Raw genomic sequence first — 24,863 nt, forward strand, 5'->3', positions numbered from 1 at the left:
CGCCTGCCCCACCGTGGGGTTCATGCCTGACGGATGTCAGCCCATGGTCTTCAGCGTGGCCTCGAGGGAGTTGGCGTAGTTCCGCGCGCCCTCGATCTTCGGGTGGAAGGACTGCGCCGAGATGCCGAAGTCCAGCGGACCCCAGCTCGCCATCGGCTTGTCACCGGGGGTCATGTCCGTGACGAGTCCGTGGATCGTCTCCGGGCTGCCGCAGATGCCCTGGTTCTTGAAGAACTCCTTGGGGTCGGAGAAGGTCACCTTGCCCTTGGAGGCCTTGGCCGCCGCCAGCATGTTCTCCGACAGGAAGTCGGCGATGCCGTTCAGCCACATCGACTCGGACATGTTGATGCCGACGTTCGGGCTCAGGATGCCCAGGTTCAGGCACTTGGCGTTGTTCGACAGCAGGGGCGGATAGCCCATCAGGACGATCTTGGCGTTGGGCGCCAGCTCGTTGATCTTGTCGAGCGTGTTGGTGATCGCCGGGCGCACCGTGTCCTTGATCAGGGCCCGCTCGTCCTTGTCCTGCGTCTCACAGGTCATCGACTTGAAGCACTCCTGGAACACCTTGGTGAACTCGGAGTCGTTGCCGCCGATCGAGATGGTGACGAGCGTGGTGTTCTTGTCCAGGTAGCCCTGCTGGATCTGCGGGAGCTCCCCGTACTGGCCCTTCTCGGTGATGTTGTACGTCCTCGCTCCGGAGCAGGCGATCATGTGGTAATCCATGTCGCTGTCGCGGAGGTCGGCGTCGTTGCCGATGGAGGCGTTGGCGCCGGGCAGCTTGGCCTGGCGGGACCAGGCGTACTTGGACCGGTGGCAGGCCGCCCGCAGGTTGCCGTTCTTGCCGTTGTTGTCGGTCTCGGAGTAGTAGTCGCCGCCGCCGGACTTGGACGCGCCCTCGCCGGAGGAGTACGAGTCACCCATCGCGACGATGAAGTTCTTCGGCTTGCCGGGCAGCTTCTGGAAGCCGACGGCGTCCCAGGCGATGTCCTCGGTGCTGTCGCCGTCCTGGGTGCCGGTGGAGAGCGAGACCTTCGGGGTGCCGGCCATCTCGAACACGCCGAGGTCGACCCAGCGGTTCTCGCCGGTGCGCTGCTGCGCGACCCGGTAGAAGGTCCCCTTGCCGGTGTCGATCACGTACTTGGCCTGGCGGGTGTGCGCGCCGTGGTCGGGCATGTGCACCATGACCCGGGTCCAGCCGTTGATGGCCTGGTTCAGCTTCCAGGTGCCGGTGATCTTCCACTGGTCACTGCCGGGCACGTCCAGGCGGGTGTGGCTGAAGTAGAAGTGACCGCCGAAACCGGCAGCCAGCTGGTGGGTGTCGATCTTGGACGGATAGGTGCCGTCACCGCGGCCGCCGAAGTCGAAGGAGAAGGTGCCGTTCGAGTACGTGCTGCCGCACCGGGTGCTCGGGGTGCCGTTCGGGACGTTGTCGACGATCAGCGTGTCGTGCATGCTGGGCTGTTCGGCGGTGCACTGCGGCGGGTAGGCGTCCCCGTCCGCCTCTTCCTTGTACGTGTCGTTGAAGCGCAGGATCTCGGTGCCGCACTGCGCCATGCGGCCGCAGTCCTTCCACTGGACCGGCTGGTTCCAGAAGCAGTGGAGGTCCTTGCGGGTGCAGGCGCCCTTGCCCTCGTCGTTGGAGTCGAGGTCGGCGATCTTGCTGGGGTCGCAGCTGTTGGCCGAGGTGCAGAAGAGGCTTTCCTTCGGCTTCACGGTGGTGCGGTCGGCGTTGGTGGTCCAACCCGCCGGCCGGAATCCGCTGACCATCTTGCCGGGGGACTCCAGGCCCTCCAGCGGGTGTCCGGCCCAGCCCAGGACCTTCTCCTGGTAGGGCCAGTCCTGGGGGTGCTTGGCGTGGGAGTAGTCGTCCTTGCCGTTGGCGTTCTCCAGGAAGGGGGTGCGGTTGGCCTTCCACAGCGGGTTGGCGGGGTTGTTGGTGAAGCCGACGCCCCACACGCCCTTGTTCTTCGCCGCGTCTTCCTTCGGGTAGAAGCCGGCGTTGTACGCCCAGAGCGCGAAGAACCAGTTCTCGATGTACTTCGGGTCACCGCCGTTGACGGTCATGCCCGCCGCACGGGTCTTGTTCCACTTCTCGATCAGGATGTTGACGCCCGCGGCGATGTTGGCCGTGTAGTCGAGGGCGATGGCCTCCTGCTTCAGCGGAGAGAGGGCCGTCTCGCCCTTCTTCTCGTGGCCGGCGATGCGCATGCCGTCGGTGGCCTGGGTGATGCCGTAACCGCAGTCGGCCTCGTCCCAGTTGACCTTCCACGGGTCGGTCTGCTGGCCGTCGGAGGCGTAGCCGACACCGTAGTAGTTGCCGATCAGCGGGTTGGCGGAGACGCCCGGCACGGCGAGGCGGGTGGCCTGCCACATGTTGGACTCCTGCGCCGTGATGCCCAGCATCACCTGCGCCGGCACCCGGCCGCCGCCCTCCAGCGGGGTCAGCGGGAACAGGCTCTGCGGCTGGTAGGCCCCCATGCCGAGGTTCTTCCAGTCCGCGGACCGGGAGATGTGCTTGTTGAGATTGCCGGTGATCGTCTGGTCCACCGCCCACTCGACCTGACGCGGCTTGGGCTGCATGGCCATCTTGCGCGGGTCGTTGCGCGGGACGGAGCAGTACCGCTCGGCCTCGACGACCTGGTTGGGGGAGCCGGCGGCGGCCGCGAGGGAGCGCGCCTTCGCCGCGGGCTTGCTACCGCCCTTGGCGGTGGCCAGCGCCGGGGACAGCTCGCGGCCCTCGGCGGCGTGGGAGCCGGACGAGGTGGGAGGCACCTCGAACTGGGCGCTCTTGCCGGTGCCCAGGCTCTTCACCTTGATCTTGGCGGTACGGGCGGTGAGGGCCTCCTCCGGACGGATCCGGGAGTCCTTGCCGTCGGCCCACACCGTCTCGGTGACCATGGCCCGGCCGCGCACGGTCGGGTGGGAGTCCTTGGGCACCTCGGGGCGCTTGACGGTCGACGGCAGCTTGCCCGCCGCCGTGGTCTCGCCGGTGATGAAGACGGTGCCGTCCGGGGTCGAGGACAGGTCCATCGAGGTGAGTTTGCCGGTGGCCAGGGTCGTGGCGCGGTTCTTGGCCGCGTCCGCCTTGGCTATCTCCCCCGCGGAGACCCGGTTGACTGCACCCTGCGGGACCGCGGTGCTCGCGGCGAGGCCCTTGGCGGCCTTCGCGGCGGGACGGTCCATGTAGACCAGACCGCCGTCGGCGTCCGGCTTGAGCAGGAAGGGGATCCCGTTGGTCTTCACCACGGGGGTCCGCTTGCCGCTCTTGTCGTCGATCTTGACGACACGGGCGGCGTCCGCCGCGAGGATCTTCCCGTCGGTCGCCGGAACGGCCGAGGTGATCTGGCCCTCGAGCTCGACGGGCTTGGCGGTGGCGCCGGTCGCCGCGTCCACCTTCACCAGGCGGGTGGCGTTCTTGTCCTCGCCGGCGTACTGCGAGAGCACCGCGCTCTCACCGATGCCGCAGCCGGGGCTGAAGTGGGCGAGGGAGGCCTGCAGGCCCAGCTTGTTGACCGCGCCGGTGCCCAGGTCCACGACCGCCGTGAAGGCGCCGCGGTGCATCAGGTCGGCCTTGTTGGTGAACGTACGGGGCGCGTAGGCGACCACCGCGCGCTTGCCGGAACCGGTCACACAGGCGTTGCCGATCCAGGCGTCCGTGTCGAAGCCCGGCTCGGACAGGGTCGCGGCGGTGCGCCAGGTGAACCCGTCCTTCTCGTCGGCCACCAGCAGGTGGAAGCCGTCGCCGTCACCGGAGGTCGTCCAGGCGTGGTCGGTGGACTTCTTGTAGTCCTTGCCGAGGATGCCGGCGCGCTGCGACGGCTCGACCGCCAGGCCGGCCTTCCCCTTGGTGTCCGCCGCCGGGGCGGGGGTCGGCGAGGGCTTGCCGTCGGCCGCCCAGGCGGCGGCGACGCTGCCCTGGGTCAGACCGGCGACCATCAGAGCGGCGGCCGCGGCCGCTATGGGCACCCGCGCTCTTCGTCGGAATCTCAACGATTCTCCTTTTTCGCAGGGTCGATCCGCGGTTCGGCGCATGCCGGACGCGGAGAGCGGCCGCCCATGACCGGCCCTGGGCGACTGGGGGTCACCGGACCGGAGGGCGGCACATCAGGGGTGGTTCCGGGCCGGCTCGGGCAGTCGACGCCTGGACGGCGGAGGGCATCCGAGGGGGCCTGGAACACTGCTCCTACAGGGAATACGGGGAAGCTAATCGGGTGTCATCGATCGCGAACACAGCCATGAGCGGCACAAACATCCCGGTAGGGCGAGGAGTTGGAAAGTCTCGTACAGGTGTACGTAGCAGTCTCATAAAGCTGGCTTAAAGACACAAGATCTTTAAGCCGACTTGGCTGAAAAGGGCGGTGGGTGGCGTTAAGTGATCTAGGAAGAGGAACTTCCGGATCGGGACCATAAAACCGGAGCGTCTGCGTCCGTAGGCTTTACGACCCCATTGCCCGGTCATGCGGGCGAGACGCATCAGGGCACATGGTGCGCAAAAAGGAAGGCGGTGCGGCATGGCGGTGGTCAACGAGTGGCACATGGCGGCCAACATCGGGGCGGGCCTCGGCTTCGGCGCGATCATCGGGCTGGAGCGACAGTGGCGGGCCCGGATGGCGGGCCTGCGCACCAACGCGCTCGTGGCCGCCGGCTCCGCCCTCTTCGTCCTGCTGTCGACCTACGGCTTCGCCGACGCCACCAGCTCGGCCGGCTACGACGGCTCGCGCGTCGCCGCTCAGATCGTCTCCGGCATCGGCTTCCTCGGCGCGGGCGTCATCATGCGCGACGGACTGAGCGTACGGGGCCTGAACACCGCCGCGACCCTGTGGTGTTCGGCCGCCGTCGGCGCCCTCGCCGGAACCGGCCTGTATGTGATCGCCGCGCTCGGCACGGTCGGGGTGGTCGGCGCCAACACCCTGCTGCGCCCGCTGGCCCGGGGCCTGGACCGCGGACCGCACGGCGGGGCGGAGGTCTCCACCGACTACCACTTCGAGGTGGTGTGCACCGAGCCCGAGGAGGCCCACGTCCGCACCCTGGTCGTCCAGGCCGTCACCCGCCCCGGCTTCCGGCTGCGCTCGGTGGACAGCCGCGACGCGGAGACCGCCGGCAAGGTGACGGTGTCGGCCGAGCTCACCACCGAGCGCCGCGACGACAGCCTCCTGGAGGAGGCCGTCAGCAGGCTCTCGCTGGAGCCCGCCGTCTCCGCCGTCGGCTGGACCGTGCTGCACGCCCCGGACGACGACAACGGCGACCCGGACGACGACTACGACTCGGGCCGCCGCCGGGGCCGGCGCCGGGTGCGGAATCTGTTCACGGGGCGGTGAGCCCCGCCGACCCCGTCGCCGTCGCCCGGCGACGGGGTCAGTCGGCGATGCCGCGGAAGGCGATGACCCGGTCCACGGTGGCGCGGACCAGGTACTCGCCGGCCACGGAGTTGCGCTCGCCGTACGCCGCGGCCCGCTCGGCCCCCATGTACCGCCCGCCGATGCGGGTGGCCCAGGCGCGCAGCTCGTCCGGGTCGTCGGTGAAACGGGCCGTGCACTCCAGGGTGACGTAGCTGTAGGGCGGTTCCTGGTCGTCCACGCACAGGGCGAAGCGCGGCTCGCGGCGCAGCGCCCGGTACTTGAGCGACTCGTGCCAGGTGGTGAAGACGACCTGAACGGCGCCGTCGGTGTCGCCGTCGGCGCCATCGGTGTCGTCGAGGAGGAACCACACCGGGGTGACGTGCGGACGGCCGTCCTTGCGGGTGGTCGCCAGCTTGCCGGTCCGGGAGCCGGAGAGGACGAACGCGCGCCACTCGCCCTCGGTCATGGATCGCACGGGGGTGTCTCCCTTCCGCCTAGCGGGCGCTCAGGTCCGCCAGGTCCGCGATGGTCTCGTGCAGCCAGGCGAGTTCGGCCTCCGAGGTGGCCCTCGCGATGGTGAGGACGCCGCGCCGGAACGGGTCGTCGACGTCCTTGCTGCTCAGGGGGCGGTCCCCGCTGTAGAAGAAGCTGCTCGGCTCCTGAAGGAAGGTCAGGCGCCGGCGCAGCACGTCCGCCTGCGCCCCGGGGTCCGGAAGGTGGCGCAGGAAGGCGAGGAGGGTGAACCAGCGGTTCTCGTCGGTGATGAACGGGTCGTCGGGCTTGCGGAGCAGCTCCAGCAGGGTCTGCCGGCCCTGGTCGGTCAGGCTCAGCATGTGCCGGGGCGCGGCCGCCGCGCCGGGCTGTGACTCCCGTACGAGCAGGCCGGCCTTCTCCATGCGTTTGATCGCGGGATACAGGGTGCCGTGGCTGATGGCGCGTACGTGGCCGGTCAGCCGGGCGATGCGGGTGCGCAGCTCGTAGCCGTGCAGCGGTTCTTCGTAGAGGAAGCCGAGGGTGGCGAGGTCCAACATGCTTGACATGGTCGGACAGCATAGGGCTAGAGTTGGGCATAGGTCGATACGACTCATGGCGTATACGACATACATAGATGACGATGCCTGGCCTGCTGCGTGTCTTCCATCCGCGGATCCGGGCAAGGAGGTACAGCCTTGTCGGCCTCATCCATGCCACAAACCGCCGAGAGCGCGAGCCGGGAGCAGTTAGCCGCCCCGCCGTCGGCACCCGCGACGTTCCCCGTCGCGGCGCTGGCCGCGCTCTCGCTCTCGGTGTTCGCCCTGTGCTCGGCCGAGTTCGCCCTGATCGGCCTGCTGCTCAACGTCTCGGACGACCTGAACGTCTCGGTGGCCAGTGCGGGCCAGCTGCTGAGCGCCTATGCGATCGCGGTCGCGATCGGCGGTCCGCTCGTGACCGTCGCGACCTCGCGCGTCGCACCCAAACTCCTCGCGCTCGTCCTGCTGTCGGTCTTCGCGGCGGCGAACGTCCTGGGCGCCCTCGCCCCCTCGTTCTCCCTGCTCATGGGCGCCCGCACCCTGGGGGCGCTGACCCACAGCACCTTCGCGGCGGTGTGCATCCTCATCGCCGTGCGCCTCTCGCCCCCGGACCGCCGGGCGTCCGCCATCGCCTGGGTGGCCGGCGGTCTCGGTCTGGCCACCGTGCTGGGCGGCCCGATCGGCACCGCGATCGGTGAACAGTGGGGCTGGCGCGCCACGTTCTGGTGCGTCGCCGGCGCCGCGGTGCTGGGATTCGTGGCCCTTTCCTTCCTGGTCCCCGGCCACCTGGACCGCGGCGAGAGCGAGTCCATGCGCAGTGAACTGGGCATCCTGCGCCGCCCGCAGGTGCTGTGGGCCCTGGCGGTCACCGCCGTCTCGCAGGCGGGCTGGTTCCTGCTCTACAGCTACATCTCGCCGCTCCTGCAGAACGTGACCGGCTTCGGCGCGGGCGTCGCCACCATCCTGCTCTTCGTCTTCGGATTCGGCGGGTTCGTGGGCAACGCCCTGGGCGGCAAGCTGGCCGACCGCACCCTGCGCGGCACCCTCGCGAGCATGCTGGTCCTGCTGGCGGCCACGTTGCTGCTGCTCTCCTTCACGGCCGAGTCCAAGGTCGTCGTGCCGGTCACGGTCTTCCTGATCGGCCTGGCGTCCGGCGCCCTCGTCCCGCCCCTGCAGTCCTGGGTGCTGGGTGCGGCGGGCGGTGGCTCCGCACTGGCCCTGGCGGCCAACACCTCGGCCTTCAACCTCGGCAACGCCGCGGGCTCCTGGTCGGGTTCGCAGTTCCTGGACTCCGGGACGGACGTCACCTCGCTGGCCTGGATCGGGGCCGGGGTGGTGGTCGTCGCCCTCGCCGGCACGCTGGTGGCCCTCGGCCGGCGCCGGAGCCGCGACACCGCGGCCATCTGAGACCGCGGGCCCGCGTGGGGACCCCCGCTCCGCGCAGGCCCGCTTCCCCGGCCGGTCGGCAGACGCCGGCCGGCCGGCTCGTGTTTCCGGCCGGGGCCACGGTCCCCTCACGGTTGACCGATTCGCACGGGTCCGCGGCGCCGGACTCTTCTGAACAGGCCCCCTGCTGATGAAGAATGAGACCGTTCGGTATGAGTTTTGGACCAACCCCCGAGGAGAACCTGTGGCGAAGCCGAAGCAGTTCCGGTCCGAGCAGACGCGCCAGGCGCTGATCCTGGCGGCCGCGGAGCTCTTCGATCGCTACGGCTACGGCGCCACCAGCGTGAGCGACATCCTGGAGCACGCGGCGTCGTCGAAGGGGGCGATGTACTTCCACTTCGCGGGCAAGGAAGAGCTGGCGTACGCGGTGGTGGAGGAGCAGCACCGGCTCTGGACGGCGGAGGCCGAGGTGCTGGCGGGCGCCCAGGGCTCGGGTCTGGAGCTGATGCTGCAGTTGTCGCGGGACCTGGCCGAGCTCCTGCGCGTCAATGTGGTGGTGCGTGCCGGCATCCGGCTCACCTTCGAGAACGCGACGTACCGGGACCCGGTCCCCGGGATCTACGGGGACTGGGTCGGCGTCATCACCGGCCTGCTGGAGCGGGCCCGTGACCAGCGGGAGCTGCGCGCGGACGTCCAGCCGGACTTCCTCGCCAGGGTCTTCGTCAGCTCCTACACCGGGGTACGGGTGCTGTCCCAGGCGCTGGGCACCGAACTGGCCCCGCAGCTGGGCGAGATGTGGGAGGCGCTGCTTCCGTGCGCCGTGCACCCGCGCAAGCTCGCCCACTTCCGGGCGTACGCCAGGGCCCTGCACTGCGGGGGTGTCGCCGTCGCGCGACCGGTCTGACCGGCAGGCACGGGCGGGCGCCTTCGGGCGCTCGAACCAGGGGAGTTGCTGCTTCTGGCACGCCAACTCTGCGTAAACAATGCAGAGTTGGGTCTGCGGTGGGCGAGAGGGCGCGGAATCGCGGTCTCGTCCGCCGATGCGACCCAGGGCGCGCGGGGCGGTAACTCCCCTTCTTTCGCGGCGCCTTCAGTGACTTCCCCCGTTGCCGACATGGTCGTCCCTCCCAGAACTTGTATGTAGCAGCCAGATATTCGTACCACGCGGTCTGGCTTGCCGCCCAGATTCTTTGCTGGGTCTTGGTGATCCCCGAACGTCCCCCTCCCGCGCTGCCCGTATGTCCATATTCGGGTGGATCGCTCCGGTGGGTGCTCCGCCTCCGGCTGGATGAAACATGGGCAAACCGGGCCATGCATCGAATCGATCTATGTCTGTTGACAAGGACGATCGGTTTGGTCTTAGTTGGGGTCTGGCGGCGGCCGGATCCACGGAAGCGACACGGAACCGGCACTGAGGACGTGCATCCCCCCGCGATACAGCGGTGATTGAGGAAGCGTCACCGCGACGACTGCCCCACATCCCAGCTCACCCCCCACCCCGGCCATCCGGCGCCCTGGCCCAGGCGCGCCGGACGCCGCTGCGGTGCGGCCGGTCGAAGAGGAGCGACACCGTGAGGTTCGGCAACGACTTACGCATCAGAGCGGTCGGTTCCTGGTTCCCCGAAACCAGCGAAACCGCTGCTCAGGCGATGGATGACGGCCGCCTGGACGAGGGCTCCGCGTCACGTGCGGGCATCAGCGCCCTGCCGGTCTCGAACGTCCCGGCACCCGACATGGCCGTGCTGGCCGCACGCACTGCACTTGAACGCTCCGGATGGCAGTCGAACGACATCGACCTGCTGATCCACACCTGGCTCTACTACCAGGGCCACGAACTCTGGTCGCCCCCGCACTACATCGCCCACCGGCTCGGCGCCACCTCGTGCCTGCCCCTGGCCATCCACCAGGGCTGCGACGGCGGGGCGCTCGCCCTCTACGACGCGGCCCTGCGGCTGCGGGCGGACCCCGGCGTCTCCAAGGCCCTGGTCACCTCCTCCGACCGCTTCGTGCGCCCCGGCATCGACCGATGGAACTCCTATCCGTCCATGGGGCTCGGCGACGCCGCCGCCGCGATCCTGCTGCACCGGTCCACCGCGGGGGACGACGCGTTCATCCTGCCGGCGCTGAACACCGTCTCCGCCGTCGAGATGGAAGTCGTCCTGCGCGGCCACGCCCCCCTCGCCGCCGCACCCCTGGAGGCCGGCTCGCCCGTCGACGCCGTGACCGCCGCCCGCCAGGCCACCGCGGACATGGGCAAGGGCGTCTTCGACGCGATCGCCCGCGAACGCATCCGCACCGTCCTGACGAACACCCTGCGCGACGCCCTCGTCGAACCCGACGACCCGCGCCTGCGCTGCCTCGTCCTGCCCCGCGTCGGCGCGCGCACCCTCGACGCCCAGTACCTGCCCGTCCTCGAGGACGTCCTCAAGTGCGAGCAGCTGCGCTTCGACGACCGCACCGGCCACCTCGGCTGCAGCGACTGGGGAGCCGACCTCGACGAGCTGTACACCCGGCAGATCCTCGCCCCCGGCGAGATGGCCGTCCTCATCGGCGCGGGCGGCGGCTTCACCTGGGTGTGCGCCCTGGTGCAGGCACCCGGCACCGACTAGCGAGAAGGCGAGAGAGTGAACACCGGACTGCTGTCCCTCGGCACGTACCTGCCCGAGACCGTCATCGACAACGACCGCATAGCCCAGTGGACCGGCGCCGACGCCGCCTGGGTGACCGAACGCACCGGCGTCCTGGAACGGCGCTACTGCGCCCCGGGGACCACCACCTCGGAGATCGCCCACCGGGCGGCCGCCCGCGCCCTGGACGGACTGCCCCAGCTCGCACAGCAGCTGCAGCACATCGTCGTGGCCACCTCCACGCCCGACCAGCCGCAGCCCTCCACCGCCGCCGTCCTCCAGGACCGGCTCGGCCTGCCGGGCGTGCCCGCCTTCGACGTCAACGCCGTCTGCTCGGGCTTCCTCTACGGCCTGTCCATCGCCGACTCCCTGCTCACCACCCGGTCACCCGGACGCACCGCGCTGGTCGTGGGCGCCGACATCTACTCCACCATGATGGACCGGACCGACCGGCGGACGGTCAGTCTCTTCGGCGACGGAGCCGGGGCCGTGGTCCTGGGACCCGTACCCGAGGGATACGGCATCCGCCACGTCCACCTGACCGCCGACGGCGCCCACCGCGAGTATGTCGAGGTCGTGGCGGGCGGCACCCGGCAGCCGCTGGACGCCGGGGCCCGCGAGCGCGGCGAGCACCTCTTCCGCATGCGGGGCCGCGAGGTGCGCGACTACGCGATGCGCACCTTCCCCAAGGTCATCTCCGAGGCCCTCGCCGGGAGCGGACTGCGGCTCGAGGACATCGGGCGCTTCGTCTTCCACCAGGCCAACACCCGGCTCATCGAAGCCTGCGTCCGCGAGATGGGCATCGACCCCGCCCGGGTCCCCCTCACCGCCCCCTTCCTGGGCAACACCGCGGCCGCCTCCATCCCGCTCACCCTCCACCACGAGCACGGCCGCCGCCCGTTCGAGCGAGGGGAGCACGTGCTGCTGGCCGCCGTGGGCGGCGGCATGACCGCCGGCGCCGCCGTCGTCACCTGGTACTGACCGCGTCCCCGACCCGCCGATCCACCGGAAGGAGACCAGCGTGCGACTCGCTGGACGAACAGCAGTGATCACCGGAGGCACCCGTGGCCTCGGGCGCGCCATCGCGGAGCGCTACCTGGACGAGGGCGCCAACGTCGTCGCCGCGGCGAGGAGCCCGTACGACTTCAAGGAGGTGCTGGACCGCCACCCGGACCGGGCCCGCCTGGAGATCGTGGACGTCACCCGCGCCGACTCGCTGCGCACCCTGATGACCTCGGCCCACGAGCACTTCGGCGGGGTCGACGTGGTCGTCGCCAACGCCGGGGTCAGCCGCGACGGCCGCATCGAGCGGCTGCCGGAGGAGCAGTGGCAGGAGATGATCGACACCAACCTCACCGGCACCTTCCTCACCACCCAGGCGGCGGTTCCGGTGCTGCGCGAGCGCGGCGGCCGGATCATCAACGTCTCCTCCAGCATGGCCACGCGGGTCGCCGTGGGCGCCGCCGGCTACTGCGCGACCAAGGCCGCCATCGAGATGTTCACCAAGGTCTCGGCCATCGAACTCGCCCGCCAGGGCATCCTGGTCAACGCCCTCGCCCCCGGGATCATCGACGCGGGCATGGGCCAGGACCTCAAGAACAACGACAAGGCCTGGGAGGCCTACCGCACCCGCTTCGCCCTCGGCCGGGCCGGGCGTGCCGAGGAGGTCGCGGACGCCGCGGTCTTCCTGGCCTCCGAGGCGAGCTCCTACGTCAACGGACATGTGCTCGAGGTCAACGGAGGCCTGCTGTGGGCGTGATCGCAGACCAGCACCCGGCCGGCGCCGGGTCCGCGCAGGAGCGGACCGACTCCTCCGCCGCCGAGGTCCGGCTCGAGCTGCTGCCCGGCGCGGTGGCCGTCATCAGGCTCGACCGGCCCCCGCTCAACATCCTCGACCGTGACATGCAGGCACAGCTGCACCGCGCCGCCGACGAGGCCGCGGAGCGCGACGACATCCGGGCGGTCGTCCTTTCCGGCGGTCCGCGGGCGTTCTCCGCCGGCGCCGACATCCGCGAGATGGCCGGCATGTCCCACCTGGCCATGTCGCGCCACGCCCCCCTGCTGCAGGCCGCGTTCAACGCCGTGGCCGCCATCCCCAAACCGGTGATCGCGGCCGTCAACGGCCCGGCCCTGGGCGGCGGATGCGAACTGGCCCTCACCGCGGACCACCGGATCTGCGGCCGGGGCGCCCGGCTGGGGCTGCCGGAGGTGCTGCTGGGCGTCATGCCCGGAGCGGGCGGCACCCAGCGGCTGCCGCGCCTGGTCGGGCCCGCCGTCGCCAAGGACCTGATGATGACCGGCCGGGTCGTCAGCGCGGCCGAGGCCCGGTCCATCGGCCTGGCCGACGAGGTCGTCACGGACGCCCAGGTGCTGGAGACGGCCGTCGCCCGGGCCACGGCCCTGGCCAAGGGCCCCGCGGTCGCCCTCGCGGCCATCAAACAGGCCGTCGACCAGGGCGGTACGAGCGACCTGGGAACGGGACTCGTCCTGGAGACGCGGCTGTTCTCCGCGCTGTTCGCCACCGACGACCGGACCGCCGGCATGCGGGGCTTCCTCGAGAACGGGCCCGGCCGCGCCGAGTTCACCGGCCGGTGACCCCGCCCACCACGGCCCGCGAGGACGCGCCCGCCGCCGGCGGGAACCCCCAGGACACCAAGGAACAAGGAGCCAAGAGGTGACGACGAGCACACCGCCGCGGCCCGCGGCGACGGAGACCAGGCCCATCACCCTGGTCGACGGGTACGTCCCCGTCATCGACATCTCCGGCGCCCGCCAGGGCGACCGCGACGGCCGCCTCCAGGTCGCCCGGACCATCGGAGACGTCTGTGAGAACAGCGGCTTCATGGCCATCACCGGGCACGGGGTGCCCCAGACGGCCATCCGCGACGCCTACGAGGCCACCCGGGCCTTCTTCGCCCTCCCCGACGAGCACAAGCAGCGCCTCCTCGCCGACCGGGACGACCCGCTGATGCGGGGCTTCGGCCGCAAGGGCAACCTGGCCGCGGCCAACGCCGGAGCGGACCCCGAGCAGGCCCGCCGGCTCGCCGACCTGTCCGAGACCTACACCTACAACCGGCTCGGCGACCCCGGCGCCACCGGCCTCCCCGCCGACGCGCCCGCCCTGCTGAGCCTGCCCAACAAATGGCCCGACCTGCCGGGCTTCCAGGACGCCTACACCGCCTACTACGCGGTCATGGAGGAGCTGGCCCAGGAGCTCATGCGCCTCTTCGCGCTGGCCCTGGACCTCCCCGAGACCTGGTTCGACGACAAGATCGACCGGCACATGACCAACCTGACGGCCAACTACTACCCCGGCCAGCAGCACCTGCCGGAGCCCGGACAGCTGCGCAAGGGGGTCCACAGCGACTGGGGAAGCCTCACCATCCTGTACCAGGACGGCGCCCCCGGCGGACTCCAGGTCCTCGACAAGGACGGCCGGTGGGTGGACGTGCCGGCCATCGCCGGAACGTTCGTCATCAACATCGGCGACCTCATGGCCTTCTGGACCAACAACCGCTGGGTGAGCACCGTCCACCGCGTGGTCAACCCGCCGCGCGACGTGGCCCTGCGCGAGCGCTATTCCGTGCCGTTCTTCCTCCAGCCCAACTACGACGCCCCCATCGAATGCATCCCCACCTGTACGGGGCCGGGCAACCCGCCGCGCCACCCGGCCACCACCTCCGGGGCCTATCTCACCGGCAAGCTCAGCGCCGCGTACGGGATATGAGCGCCGGCCCGGCCCAGCGGGCCGGGGCACGCGCCCGGCCCAGGGCATGGGCGATCGGCTCCGCCACCGCGGCGGGGGCGGTGCTGGCCCTGCAGGCCTGGATCAACGGCCGGCTGGGCGAGGCGGTCCACGACCCCGTGGCGGCGGCCGCCGTCTCCGACGGCCTCAGCTTCGCGGTGCTGGCGCTCTTCTGCCCCTTCCTGCCGGGATTCCGCCGCGGCACCGCCAGGCTCGCCCACCGCGGCACCCCGGGGCCGGGCCTGCGGCCCTGGCACTTCCTCGGCGGCATCGTCGGGGGAGTGGTGGTGCTGTCCCAGGCGACGAGCACCACCGCGCTGGGCGCGGCCCTCTACACGATCGCCCTGGTGGCGGGCCAGAGCCTGAGCGGGCTGTGGGTCGACCACCGCGGCATCGGCCCCGGCCCGGCCACCAGGGCCGACGCCCGCCGCCTGGCCGGAGCCGCACTGGCCCTGGCCGCCGTGACCGTCCCGCTCCTGGGCTCCCTCACCGCCCGCACCCTCTGGCTGGCCCTGCTCCCGTTCGCCGCGGGCATCGGCCTGTCCTGGCAGATGGCCGTCAACGGCAGGCTCAACGCCGTGGCCGGCAGCCCCTATCCGTCCGTGGCGCTGAACTTCCTCCTCGGCGTCCTCGTCGTCGCGGCCGCCCTGGTCGTCGACCTCGCCGTGTCGGGAGCACCGACGCACTGGCCGCACGACGCCCTGCTCTACAGCGGCGGTCTGCTGGGCGTGGTCTTCGTGATGGTCTCGGTGCTCCTGGTGCGCCACACCGGCGTGCTGGTCATGGGCCTGGCCATGACCGGCGGACAGACCCTCGGGTCCCTCGCCCTGGACCTCGCCGCCGACGGCGGCGGGCGGACGGGCACCACCACGCTTCTGTCCTCCGCGGCGATCGTCCTCGCCGCCGTCCTCGCCGCCCGGCCGCCCGCCGTGCGCCAGGACGATCCGCACACCCCTCTTCCCGAAAGGCAGCTGACATGACCCTCCAGATCAGTGAAGAGACCACGGCCGGCACCGCCCTCGCCGGGCGCCCGGACATCGAGCTGCGCAGCGACATCACCGTCGAGCTCGTGGACCACAGCGCCAGCGACCTCAGCGTGGTCCGTGCGGCCCGGGTCTCCACCGCCGGCGAGCGCGCCCAGCGCGAGGACAAGGGCGACGGCTACACCGAGGGCCTGATCAAGTACCTGATGCGCTGCCGCCACGGCAGCCCCTTCGAGCACAACTACATGACGTTCCTCATCAGCGCCCCCATCTTCACGGTCCGGCACATGATGCGGCACCGCACCTGGTCCTTCAACGAGGAGAGCGCCCGCTACCGCGAGCTGGAGCCCGTCTTCTACGTCCCCGACGAGCAGCGCCTGCTGCGCCAGGAGGGCAAGCCCGGCCACTACCAGTACGTGCCCGGCGGCCCGGGCGACTTGGAGGACGTCGTCACCTCGGCGAGCGAGGTCTACCTCTCCGCCTACCGCGAGTACAGCCGGATGCTGGACTCCGGCATCGCCCGTGAGATCGCCCGCATGGTGCTCCCGGTCGCCACGTACTCCTCGGTGTACGCCACCTGCAACGCCCGTGCCCTCATGCACTTCCTCGGCCTGCGCACCAACCGCCCCGACTCCGCCTACCCGTCCTCCCCGCAGCGGGAGATCGAGCTGGTGGCCGAGGGCATGGAGGCCGAGTTCGCCCGTCTGATGCCCCTCACCCACGCGGCGTTCGAGTCGTACGGGCGCGTCAGCCCGTAACACCCGCACGCCCCCCGACAGCCGGCCGGGCCGCGGCTCCCCCTACCGCCGCCCGGCCGGCGCCCCTCCTCCTCTTCTCTCTTGTCTCTCCCGGCCCTTCCTCTCCCTCACCCAGACAGGTTGGATTCCACGTGCGCGTCACCATTTATGCGGGATCGTCGTCAGGCAACCGTCCGGCCTTCGCCCAGGAGGCGGCCGCCTTCGCCCGCAGACTGGCCCAGGCCGGGGCGGACATCGTCTACGGCGGCGGAAGCGTCGGCCTCATGGGAGTGGTCGCCGACGCGGCCCTCGCGGCGGGCGGCAAGGTCATCGGAGTGATCCCGACGTCCCTGGCCGATGCGGAGGTGGCCCACACCTCGCTGACCGAACTCCACATCGTCGACACGATGCAGGAACGCAAGCACATGATGGAGACGCTGGGCGACTGCTTCGTCGCGATGCCCGGCGGCGTGGGAACGCTGGAGGAGACCTTCGAGGTCTGGGCCGCGCTCGTCCTCGGCCACCACGGCAAGCCCGTCACCCTCCTGAACACCGAGAACTACTGGAGCCGTCTGCTCTCCCTCGCGACGAAGGCCGCCCACTACGGCTTCATGAGCCCGCGGGAGAGCGCCTCGCTGCTGCCGGTGCGGGACGCCGACGAACTGCTCGAGCTGATGGACCGCTGGACCCCGCCGCCGCCGCGCTGGCAGCGGCCCACCGCCGTCCCCGCCGCCCTGACCGCCGCCGGCTGAGGAAGGAGAGCCCGCCATGGAAGCCGAAGCCCTCATCGAACAGCTCCTCTGCCAGGACTCCGACACCGTCGTGGACATCGCCGGCCTGCTCTGCGACCGCCACCCGCGCGACCGCCGGGCGCTGAGCGTCGTCCGCCCGGACGGGGAGCGACTGCGCGTGGAGAGCGTCACCTACGGCGAACTCGCCGACCGTTCCCGGCACCTGGCCGGCGGCCTCGCCGGCCTGGGCGTCGGCCCGGGGGACCAGGTGGCCACCCTGATGGGCAAGTCCGCCGAACTCGTCGTGGTGCTGCTGGCCCTCTGGCGGCTCGGCGCCGTCCACGTCCCCCTCTTCACCGCCTTCGCGGACCGGGCCATCGCCGCCCGTACCGGCACCGCCGAGGCCCTCGTCGTCGACGCCGGCCTGCTGGCCAAGGTGGACCCGCTGCGCGACGACGCCGGCGCGACGCCCTGGACCGTGGTCGTCAACGGCGACGGGGGCACGGCCGCGGGCACCGCACCGACGCTGCGCGCGCTGGAGGCCGAGGGCGCCGCCGCACCCGCGCCGGCCCGCATCCGGCGGGCGAGCGACGCCGCCTTCATCACCCTCTACACCTCCGGCACCACGGGCGCGCCCAAGGCGGTCCCCATCCCGGCCCGGGCCCTCGCGGCCTTCGTCTCCTACCAGCACTACGCGCTGGACCACCGCGCCGACGACGTGTTCTGGAACATGAGCGACCCCGGCTGGGGGTACGGCCTCTACCAGGCCGTCATCGGACCGCTGGCCCTGGGCCGGCACACGCTGCTCCTCGCGTCCGGGTTCGACGCCGCCCTGACCCTGCGCGTCCTCGCCGAGCTGAAGGTCACCAACTTCGCGGCCGCGCCCACCGTCTACCGCGCCCTGCGCAATCACGACCGCCCCTGGACGCGCCCGCAGGCCCTGCGCTGCTGCTCGGCCGCCGGCGAACCCCTGAACCCGGACCTGCCCCGCTGGGCGGAGGAGCACCTGGGCGCGACCGTCCACGACCACTACGGCCAGACCGAACTCGGCATGGTCCTCGGCACCGCCTGGCACCCCGGCCACCGTGCGGCCCCCGCCCCCGGCCGCATGGGCCCGGCCCTCCCCGGCTGGACCTTGGCCGTGATCGACGAGAGCACGCACCGGCCGCTGCCCGCCGGCACGGTCGGCTGCCTCGCCGTCGACGTGCCGCGCAGCCCCCTGATGTGGTTCACCCACTACCTCGGCGGCCGGCCGCGGACCTCCGGCCGGTTCAGCCCGGACGGCCGGTGGTTCCTCACCGGCGACCTGGCGAGCGCCGACGACCGGGGCCGGTTCGCCTTCGCGGGCCGTGACGACGACGTCATCATCATGGCCGGCTACCGCATCGGCCCGGTGGACGTGGAGAACGCCCTCCTGGAACACCCGGCCGTCGCCGAGGCCGCCGTCACCGCCGTCGACGACGCCCTGCGCGGGGAGGTGCTGGAGGCGTTCGTCGTCCTCACCCCCTCCTCGGCCCCCGGCGACGACCTGGCCACGGCCCTGCGCCTGCACGTCAAGCACCGCCTCGCCGCCCACCTCTACCCCCGCGCCGTGCACTTCCGGCAGGCCCTGCCCCGGACGGAGAGCGGGAAGGTGAAGCGGAAGCAGCTCCGCCATGAGCGCGAGCGGGAGCTGGTCGCCACGTAGCGTGGCGGACCGGCTACCTGACGTCGCTTCAATAAATCTTCACATGTGGGTGTGACCGGCGGTACGAGCCCCCGCCGCTCCTCGGTATGCCGGTTATGCCCAGTGCACTTGATCAACGTGTGTCCGTCTATGTTCCGTGAGCGTCGCGGACCCCTCGCATCTGTTACTCGATCCTGTGAAGAAGTTGTGATGGTTGGGTATAGGAATCGGATAGTCGCCCCCTCCTGCTCGCCGTCGGGCGTCAACACGGTTGGCCGTGCCACCTGTTCGCGTGCTTATATCTGCGCACCGCAGCGGTCCTAAGAACGGTGGTCGATTAAGGCCGGGTCGCTGAGGTGCTCATTGAGAAATATTCAGACGAATGAAGGGTGCGCAAAAAATGCGTGACAACCTCGAGACCCGTGAGATCGCCGACGCCGAGCTGGACGCCGTTTCCGGCGGTGTGAGCATTTCCGGTGGCCTCCTCGGCGCCGTGACCGGCGACGTCCACAACGTGCTGGGCACCGTGACCGGCCTGCAGACGGTCCAGGCCGTCCCCGGCGTCGTCGGCCAGGTCGAGGGCATCGTCGGCGTGCGGGCCGGCGTCGCGGGTCTCTGAGCCCGGGCGGGATATCCGTACCCCGTGAACCCCGGAACCCCGGAACTCCCCATCCCGGTTCCGGGGTTCACGGCTGCCCGGAATTCTCCGCCGCACATTTCAGCACCCGTGTCACGAATGCAGTCGAAGGAATAGTTCGTGCAGTTCCGCCAAAAGGCGCTTTCCAAGCTGCAATCGCCCGAAGAACTCGATTTGCCCGTGCGCTTCGCGCGCCCGCAGGGCCGCCTCGTTCTGGCCGTCACGGTCGTCGTCATGGCCGCCGCGAGCTTCTGGGCATTCACCGGATCCGTCTCCTCGAAGCTGAGCGCACCCGGCATCCTCACCCACGCCGAGGGCAGTTACATGCTGCAGAGCCCGTACGCGGGGCAGATCACCGGCGTCCTCGCGAAGGAGGGCCAACTGCTGCCGCCGGGTGCACCCCTGCTCGAGGTCGGTACGGACCGGGGGGCCCGGACCGTGCGCGTGGTGGCCGGGGGCCGGGTGACGACCCTCGTCGCCAAGATCGGGTCGGTCGTCACGACCGGCGCGGACGTGGCGACCGTGGAACGGGTGACGGGCCCGGACGACCCGATGGTCGCCGTGCTGTACGTGCCGGGCGGAAGCGGCGGGACGATCCCCGTGGGCGCCCCGGTCGACCTGAGCGTGCAGTCCGTCCCCCAGCAGCGGTTCGGCGTGCTGCGCGGCCGCGTCAAGGCGGTCGGCCGCGCGCCCCAGACACCGGCGCAGATCAGCGGTTTCCTCGGCGACAGCCGGCTCGCCGCACAGTTCTCCCGGCAGGGGAACCCCGTCGCCGTGCTCGTCCAGCTCGAGCATTCGGCCACCGCCTCCGGCTACCGGTGGTCCTCCGCGGGCGGGCCCCCGTACGCCGTCGACTCCACGACGCCCGTCACCGGCGCCGTCCACCTCTCCGCCCAGCGGCCCGTCGACTGGCTGCTGCCGTGACCGCGCGCCGTCGCCGCCCGGAGCCCAAGGCCGGCGCGCGTCGCCGCACCGCGGCCCCGGTGACCGGCAGACAGAAGACCGTCCGCACTCCCACCGTGCTGCAGATGGAGGCGGTGGAGTGCGGCGCCGCCGCACTGGCCATGGTGCTCGGCCACTACGGCCGCTTCGTCCCCCTCGAAGAGCTGCGCATCGCCTGCGGCGTCTCCCGCGACGGATCCCGCGCCAGCAACCTCCTCAAGGCCGCCCGCGGCTACGGCCTGAAGGCCAAGGGCATGCAGATGGACCTGGCCGCGCTCGCCGGCGTGAGCGCGCCGGCCATCCTCTTCTGGGAGTTCAACCACTACGTCGTCTACGACGGCATGGGCCGCCGCTTCGGCCGCCGCGGCGTGTACGTCAACGACCCCGCCAAGGGCCGCCGCTTCGTCCCCATGGACGAGTTCGACACCAGCTTCACCGGCGTCGTCCTCACCTTCGAGCCCGACGACGGCTTCCGCCGCACCGGCCGCAGGCCCGGCGTCATGGGCGCCCTGCCGGCCCGCCTGCGCGGCACCTCCGGCACCCTGCTCGCCGCCGTGGTCTCCAGCCTCCTGCTGGTGGCCGTCGGCGCGACGGTACCCGCGCTGAGCCGTACGTACATCGACATGTTCCTGATCGGCGACCAGACGTCCGCGCTGGGCGTGCTGTTCGCGTCGATGGCGGCCGCCGTGCTGCTCACCGCCACGCTCACCGCCCTGCAGCAGGCCAATCTGCTGCGCGGGCGCATCATCTCCTCCACCCTGGGCAGCGCCCGCTTCCTGCGCCACCTGCTCAGGCTGCCGGTCACCTTCTTCTCCCAGCGCAACCCGGCCGACCTGGTCCAGCGCCTGCAGTCCAACGACGCCGTCGCCGAGACACTGGCACGCGACCTCGCCGCCGCCGGCGTCGACGCGGTCGTCGTGGTCCTCTACGCGGTGCTGCTGTGGACGTACGACCCGCAGCTCACCGTCGTCGGCATCGGCATCGCCCTGCTCAACGTGGTGGCCATGCGCATCGTGATCCGCCTGCGCGCCACCGGCACCCAGAAGCTGCGTGCCGAGAGCGCCCGGCTCACCAACACCTCCTACAGCGGCCTGCAGCTCATCGAGACCATGAAGGCCACCGGCGGCGAGAACGGCTTCTTCCGCCGCTGGGCCGGCCAGCACGCCGTCACCCTCGACGTACAGCAGCGGCTCGGCGTGCCCAGCGCCTGGCTGGCGGTCGTCGCCCCCACGCTGGCGGCCCTCAACAGCGCGCTGATCCTGATGATCGGCGGCCTGCGGGCGGTGGAGGGGCACCTCTCGGTCGGACTGCTCGTCGCCTTCCAGGCCCTGGTCACCAGCTTCACCGCGCCCATCACCCGCCTCAACGGCGTGGCCGGGCGGATCCAGGACTTCGCCGCCGACGTCGCCCGCCTCAAGGACGTCGAGAACTTCCCCGTCGACCCGCTGTACTCACGGCCCGAACCCCCCGGCGGCACCCGCCGCCTCAAGGGCCACGTGGAGCTGGACGCCATCACCTTCGGCTACAGCCCCCTGGACGCGCCGCTGCTGAAGGACTTCTCCCTCTCCGTCGGCCCCGGACAGCAGATCGCGCTCGTCGGCGGCTCCGGCAGCGGCAAGTCCACCGTCTCGCGGCTGATATCCGGCCTCTACGCCCCCTGGGAGGGCACCATCCGCATCGACGGGATGCGGCTGGAGGACATCCCGCGCGGCGCGCTCGCCGCCTCCGTCTCCTTCGTCGACCAGGACGTCTTCCTCTTCGAGGGCACCGTCCGCGACAACGTCGCGCTGTGGGACCCCTCCCTCCCCGACGAGGCCGTCGTCGCCGCCCTGGAGGACGCCGCCGTGTACGACGTGGTGGCCCGCCGCCCCGGCGGCATCCACAGCCGCGTCGAGCAGGACGGCCGCAACTTCTCCGGCGGCCAGCGCCAGCGCCTGGAGATCGCCCGGGCACTGGTGCGCCGCCCCAGCGTCATGGTGCTCGACGAGGTGACCAGCGCCCTGGACGCGGTGACCGAGCAGGTCGTCATCGACAACCTCCGCCGCCGCGGCTGCGCCTGCGTCGTCATCGCCCACCGGCTGAGCACGGTGCGCGACAGCGACGAGATCGTCGTGCTCGACCGGGGCACGGTCGTCGAACGCGGCCGGCACGAACACCTGCTCGCCGCGCGCGGCGCGTACGCCGAACTGGTCAAGGAGCACTGAGAATGACGACTCCTCACTACACCCCGGTCGCCGATCCGGTGGTGGCGGCCCTCGGCGGGCTCGGTTCGCCGGTCGACTGCACGGGCCTGCGCAGCCTGTCCCTCGAAGGACCGCTCGTGCTGTGGCTTGTCGAGGAGGGCGAGCTGGACCTGTTCGCCGTCGACGCCGCCCAGGCCGGCCACTGGCACTTCCTGGGCCGGCTGGAGGCGGGCACGCTGCTGCTGGGCCCGGCCGAGGGACCCGAGCACACGCTCGTCGGCCGCCCCCGCCAGGGCTGCCGGCTGCGCCGCGTCGACCTGCGCGAGCTGTCCCGCCCGGAGTACGGCGGGTACGGCGGGTACGGCGGGTATGGCGGGTACGGCGGCGAGCAGTGGTACGACACCGCCGACGGGACGCTCAGCCCCCTGGAGAACGCCTTCGCGCTCGGCATCGGCCGCGGCCTGCGCGTGCTCTACCAGGCACCGCTGGACGGCCGCGCCACCACGGGCGGGGGCGGCGCCGACGACGACATCCTGTGGATGCAGATCACCCCGGGCAGCGTGCAGTACGGCGCCGCCTACGAGGGGTACACCGCGGGCACCCTCCTCGTCGACGCGGCCATGTGGCAGGGCATGGTCGACCAGCAGTACCGGCTGCTGTACGCCCTGGACCGCTGGATCGAGCAGCTCGAACGCGCCCACGAGGACCGCACGGCGGCCGGCATCGAGGCCGGCGAGGCCGCCCGCAGCCAGGCGGACCAGGCGCTGCTGGCCTCCATCGACCGCTCCGGCGGACGCCCCGGCCGCGGCGCGAGCGACGACGCGACCTTCGCCGTGTGCCGCCTGGTCGCCGACGAGGCCCGCATCGCCCTGTCCGACCCGGGCGACGCCGGCGCCGGCCCGGAGCGGACGGACCCCGTCGAACGCATCGCGCTCGCCTCCCGGATCCGTACCCGCGTCGTCAGGCTCGGCGACCGCTGGTGGCGGGAGAACAGCGGACCGCTCGTGGGCCGGCGCGCGCAGGACGAGACCCCGGTCGCACTGCTGTGGCGGCGCGGCGCCTACGAAGCCGTCGACCCCGCCACCGGCGAACGGGAACGCGTCGGCAAGGCCAACGAGGCCGCCTTCGCACCGCAGGCCGTCATGTTCTACCGCCCGCTGCCCGACGGGCCGACGAGCCTGCTGCGGCTGCTGCGCTTCAGCGTGCACGGCACCCGCGCGGAGCTGCGCAGCCTGGTCCTGGGCGGGCTGGTCGCGGTCGGCCTGGGCGCGCTCGTCCCCCTCGCCACCGGCAGGGTGCTCGGCGCGTACGTACCCGCCGCCGAGAACGGCCTCATCGTGCAGACCTGCCTCGCGCTGATCGCCACCAGCGTCGTCTCGGCCGCCTTCATGCTGCTGCAGAACATCGCCATCCTGCGCATGGAGGGCCGCATCGAGGCCACCCTGCAGCCGGCCGTCTGGGACCGGCTGCTGCGGCTGCCGACGACGTTCTTCACCGGCCGCTCCACCGGCGAACTGGCCGGCGCGGCCATGGGCATCAGCTCCATCCGCCGCGTGCTGTCGGGCATCGGCCCGGTGTCCGTGCAGGCGAGCACCGTCGGCGCGATGAACCTCGTCCTGCTGCTCGTCTATAGCGTGCCGCTGGCACTGGTGGCCCTCGCCATGCTGCTGGTCGTCGCCGCGGTCTTCCTGGGCCTGGGGCTGTGGCAGCTGCGCTACCAGCGGCAGCTGATCCGGCTCGGCAACAAGCTCAACAACCAGGCGTTCCAGACCCTGCGCGGGCTGCCCAAGCTGCGCGTGGCGGCGGCCGAGTCCTTCGCCTACGCCGCCTGGGCGCGGGAGTTCGCCCGTACCCGAGAGCTGCAGCAGCGCATCGGCCGGATCAAGAACGTCATCACCGTGCTCAACGCGGTCTATCTGCCGCTGTGCACGCTCGTGATGTTCATGCTGCTGGCCGGCCCGGCCCGGGGCAGCATGTCCGCCGGCGAGTTCCTCACCTTCTCCACCGCCGTGACGATGCTGCTGTCCTCCATCACCCAGCTGACCGGCGCGCTCCTCTCGGCCGCCGCCGTGCAGCCGATGTTCGAACAGGTCAAGCCGATCCTCCGGGAGACCCCCGAGGTCCGCGGCTCCAGCACCCGCCCGGGCGAACTGAGCGGAGCCGTCGAGGCCCGCCGGCTGTCCTACCGCTACGCCGACGACGGCCCGCTGGTGCTCGACGACGTGTCCCTCCAGGTACGACCGGGCGAGTTCGTAGCGATCGTAGGGTCCAGCGGCAGCGGCAAATCCACTTTGCTGCGGCTGCTCATAGGCTTCGACAAACCGGCTTCCGGCAGCGTGATGTACGACGCCCAGGACCTGGCGGCCCTCGACCGCGCGGCCGTGCGCCGCCAGTGCGGCGTCGTCCTGCAGAACGCCCAGCCCTTCTCCGGCTCCATCCTCGACTGCATCTGCGGCGCCGAGACCTACCCGCTCGAAGAGGCCTGGCAGGCCGCCGCGATGGCAGGCCTGGCCGACGACATCAAGGCCATGCCCATGGGCATGCACACCGTCCTCTCCGACGGCGGCACCACCGTCTCGGGCGGCCAACGCCAGCGCCTGATGATCGCCCAGGCCCTCATCCGCAAACCCCGCATCCTCTTCCTGGACGAAGCCACCAGCGCCCTGGACAACGAGGCCCAACGCGTCGTCATCGAATCCACCCGCGCCCTGCACGCCACCCGCATCGTGATCGCCCACCGACTGTCGACGGTCATGGACGCGGACAGAGTCGTCGTCATGTCGGAGGGCCGGGTCGTCCAGCAGGGGCCCCCGGCGGAGCTGCTCGCGGACGGGGACGGGCTGTTTCACGAGCTGGTGCGTCGGCAGGTTGGCTGAC

Annotated in this window: 19 protein-coding genes; 16 read left to right on the top strand and 3 right to left on the bottom strand. The window is 71.4% G+C overall.

The features are described 5' to 3' along the window. Window positions 1-36: 36 nt before the first annotated feature. Complete coding sequence (locus tag AB0G59_RS02545; protein ID WP_360907160.1) at window positions 37-3,990, bottom strand: SGNH/GDSL hydrolase family protein; 3,954 nt, start codon at window positions 3,988-3,990, stop codon at window positions 37-39. A 521-nt stretch (window positions 3,991-4,511) separates the two neighbouring features. Between AB0G59_RS02545 and AB0G59_RS02550 the strand changes: the two genes are divergently transcribed. Next, a complete protein-coding gene (locus AB0G59_RS02550) occupies window positions 4,512-5,318 on the top strand; it encodes an MgtC/SapB family protein (protein WP_360907162.1) in 807 nt (268 codons plus the stop codon). Between the two features lie 37 nt (window positions 5,319-5,355). Here the strand turns inward: AB0G59_RS02550 and AB0G59_RS02555 are convergent, their stop codons facing one another. Then, window positions 5,356-5,805, bottom strand: coding sequence for a PPOX class F420-dependent oxidoreductase (locus AB0G59_RS02555; protein WP_360907564.1), 450 nt, complete (start codon window positions 5,803-5,805; stop codon window positions 5,356-5,358). Between the two features lie 28 nt (window positions 5,806-5,833). Then, window positions 5,834-6,370, bottom strand: a complete 537-nt coding sequence (locus AB0G59_RS02560; RefSeq protein ID WP_360907566.1) for a PadR family transcriptional regulator — start codon at window positions 6,368-6,370, stop codon at window positions 5,834-5,836. Between the two features lie 153 nt (window positions 6,371-6,523). Here AB0G59_RS02560 and AB0G59_RS02565 point away from each other — a divergent pair, with 153 nt between their 5' ends. From AB0G59_RS02565 to AB0G59_RS02635, 15 genes are all read left to right on the top strand, one after another. Continuing rightward, a complete protein-coding gene (locus tag AB0G59_RS02565) occupies window positions 6,524-7,756 on the top strand; it encodes an MFS transporter (protein ID WP_360907164.1) in 1,233 nt (410 codons plus the stop codon). A gap of 223 nt (window positions 7,757-7,979) precedes the next feature. After that, the gene (locus AB0G59_RS02570) at window positions 7,980-8,639 is read left to right on the top strand and encodes a ScbR family autoregulator-binding transcription factor (protein ID WP_360907166.1); all 660 of its coding nucleotides are present in this window, start codon (window positions 7,980-7,982) and stop codon (window positions 8,637-8,639) included. Window positions 8,640-9,384: 745 nt separating this feature from the next. Then, the gene (locus tag AB0G59_RS02575) at window positions 9,385-10,344 is read left to right on the top strand and encodes a ketoacyl-ACP synthase III family protein (protein ID WP_360907168.1); all 960 of its coding nucleotides are present in this window, start codon (window positions 9,385-9,387) and stop codon (window positions 10,342-10,344) included. Between the two features lie 15 nt (window positions 10,345-10,359). Beyond that, window positions 10,360-11,343 (top strand): ketoacyl-ACP synthase III, encoded by a 984-nt coding sequence (locus tag AB0G59_RS02580; protein ID WP_360907170.1) that lies wholly within the window; start codon window positions 10,360-10,362, stop codon window positions 11,341-11,343. Between the two features lie 40 nt (window positions 11,344-11,383). Then, entirely contained in the window at window positions 11,384-12,121 is a 738-nt protein-coding gene (locus tag AB0G59_RS02585; protein WP_360907172.1) for an SDR family NAD(P)-dependent oxidoreductase, read from the top strand. A gap of 77 nt (window positions 12,122-12,198) precedes the next feature. Further along, on the top strand, window positions 12,199-12,957 hold the full coding sequence (locus tag AB0G59_RS02590; RefSeq protein ID WP_360907568.1) for an enoyl-CoA hydratase-related protein: 759 nt from the start codon (window positions 12,199-12,201) through the stop codon (window positions 12,955-12,957). 79 nt (window positions 12,958-13,036) lie between these two features. After that, on the top strand, window positions 13,037-14,089 hold the full coding sequence (locus AB0G59_RS02595) for a 2OG-Fe(II) oxygenase family protein (protein WP_360907174.1): 1,053 nt from the start codon (window positions 13,037-13,039) through the stop codon (window positions 14,087-14,089). Further along, the gene (locus tag AB0G59_RS02600; protein WP_360907176.1) at window positions 14,086-15,087 is read left to right on the top strand and encodes a DMT family transporter; all 1,002 of its coding nucleotides are present in this window, start codon (window positions 14,086-14,088) and stop codon (window positions 15,085-15,087) included. The genes AB0G59_RS02595 and AB0G59_RS02600 overlap by 4 nt, the downstream gene beginning before the upstream one ends. Beyond that, window positions 15,084-15,848, top strand: a complete 765-nt coding sequence (gene thyX, locus AB0G59_RS02605) for an FAD-dependent thymidylate synthase (protein ID WP_360907178.1) — start codon at window positions 15,084-15,086, stop codon at window positions 15,846-15,848. Before AB0G59_RS02600 ends, thyX begins: the two co-directional genes overlap by 4 nt. Before the next feature lie 131 nt (window positions 15,849-15,979). Then, window positions 15,980-16,579 carry a TIGR00730 family Rossman fold protein gene (locus tag AB0G59_RS02610; RefSeq protein WP_360907180.1) on the top strand — a complete coding sequence of 200 codons (600 nt, stop codon included), beginning with the start codon at window positions 15,980-15,982 and terminating at the stop codon, window positions 16,577-16,579. Between the two features lie 16 nt (window positions 16,580-16,595). Continuing rightward, window positions 16,596-18,245 (top strand): AMP-binding protein, encoded by a 1,650-nt coding sequence (locus AB0G59_RS02615; protein ID WP_360907182.1) that lies wholly within the window; start codon window positions 16,596-16,598, stop codon window positions 18,243-18,245. A 379-nt stretch (window positions 18,246-18,624) separates the two neighbouring features. Beyond that, window positions 18,625-18,843 (top strand): hypothetical protein, encoded by a 219-nt coding sequence (locus AB0G59_RS02620; RefSeq protein ID WP_360907184.1) that lies wholly within the window; start codon window positions 18,625-18,627, stop codon window positions 18,841-18,843. 138 nt (window positions 18,844-18,981) lie between these two features. After that, window positions 18,982-19,785, top strand: a complete 804-nt coding sequence (locus AB0G59_RS02625; protein ID WP_360907186.1) for an HlyD family efflux transporter periplasmic adaptor subunit — start codon at window positions 18,982-18,984, stop codon at window positions 19,783-19,785. Window positions 19,786-19,844: 59 nt separating this feature from the next. Beyond that, window positions 19,845-22,007 (top strand): NHLP family bacteriocin export ABC transporter peptidase/permease/ATPase subunit, encoded by a 2,163-nt coding sequence (locus AB0G59_RS02630; RefSeq protein ID WP_360907570.1) that lies wholly within the window; start codon window positions 19,845-19,847, stop codon window positions 22,005-22,007. Between the two features lie 2 nt (window positions 22,008-22,009). Then, on the top strand, window positions 22,010-24,862 hold the full coding sequence (locus AB0G59_RS02635) for an NHLP bacteriocin export ABC transporter permease/ATPase subunit (RefSeq protein WP_360907188.1): 2,853 nt from the start codon (window positions 22,010-22,012) through the stop codon (window positions 24,860-24,862). The last annotated feature ends 1 nt before the right edge of the window (window position 24,863 follow it).

Origin of the sequence: Streptomyces sp. NPDC021096 (assembly GCF_040641275.1) — a bacterium.
Classification (GTDB): domain Bacteria; phylum Actinomycetota; class Actinomycetes; order Streptomycetales; family Streptomycetaceae; genus Streptomyces.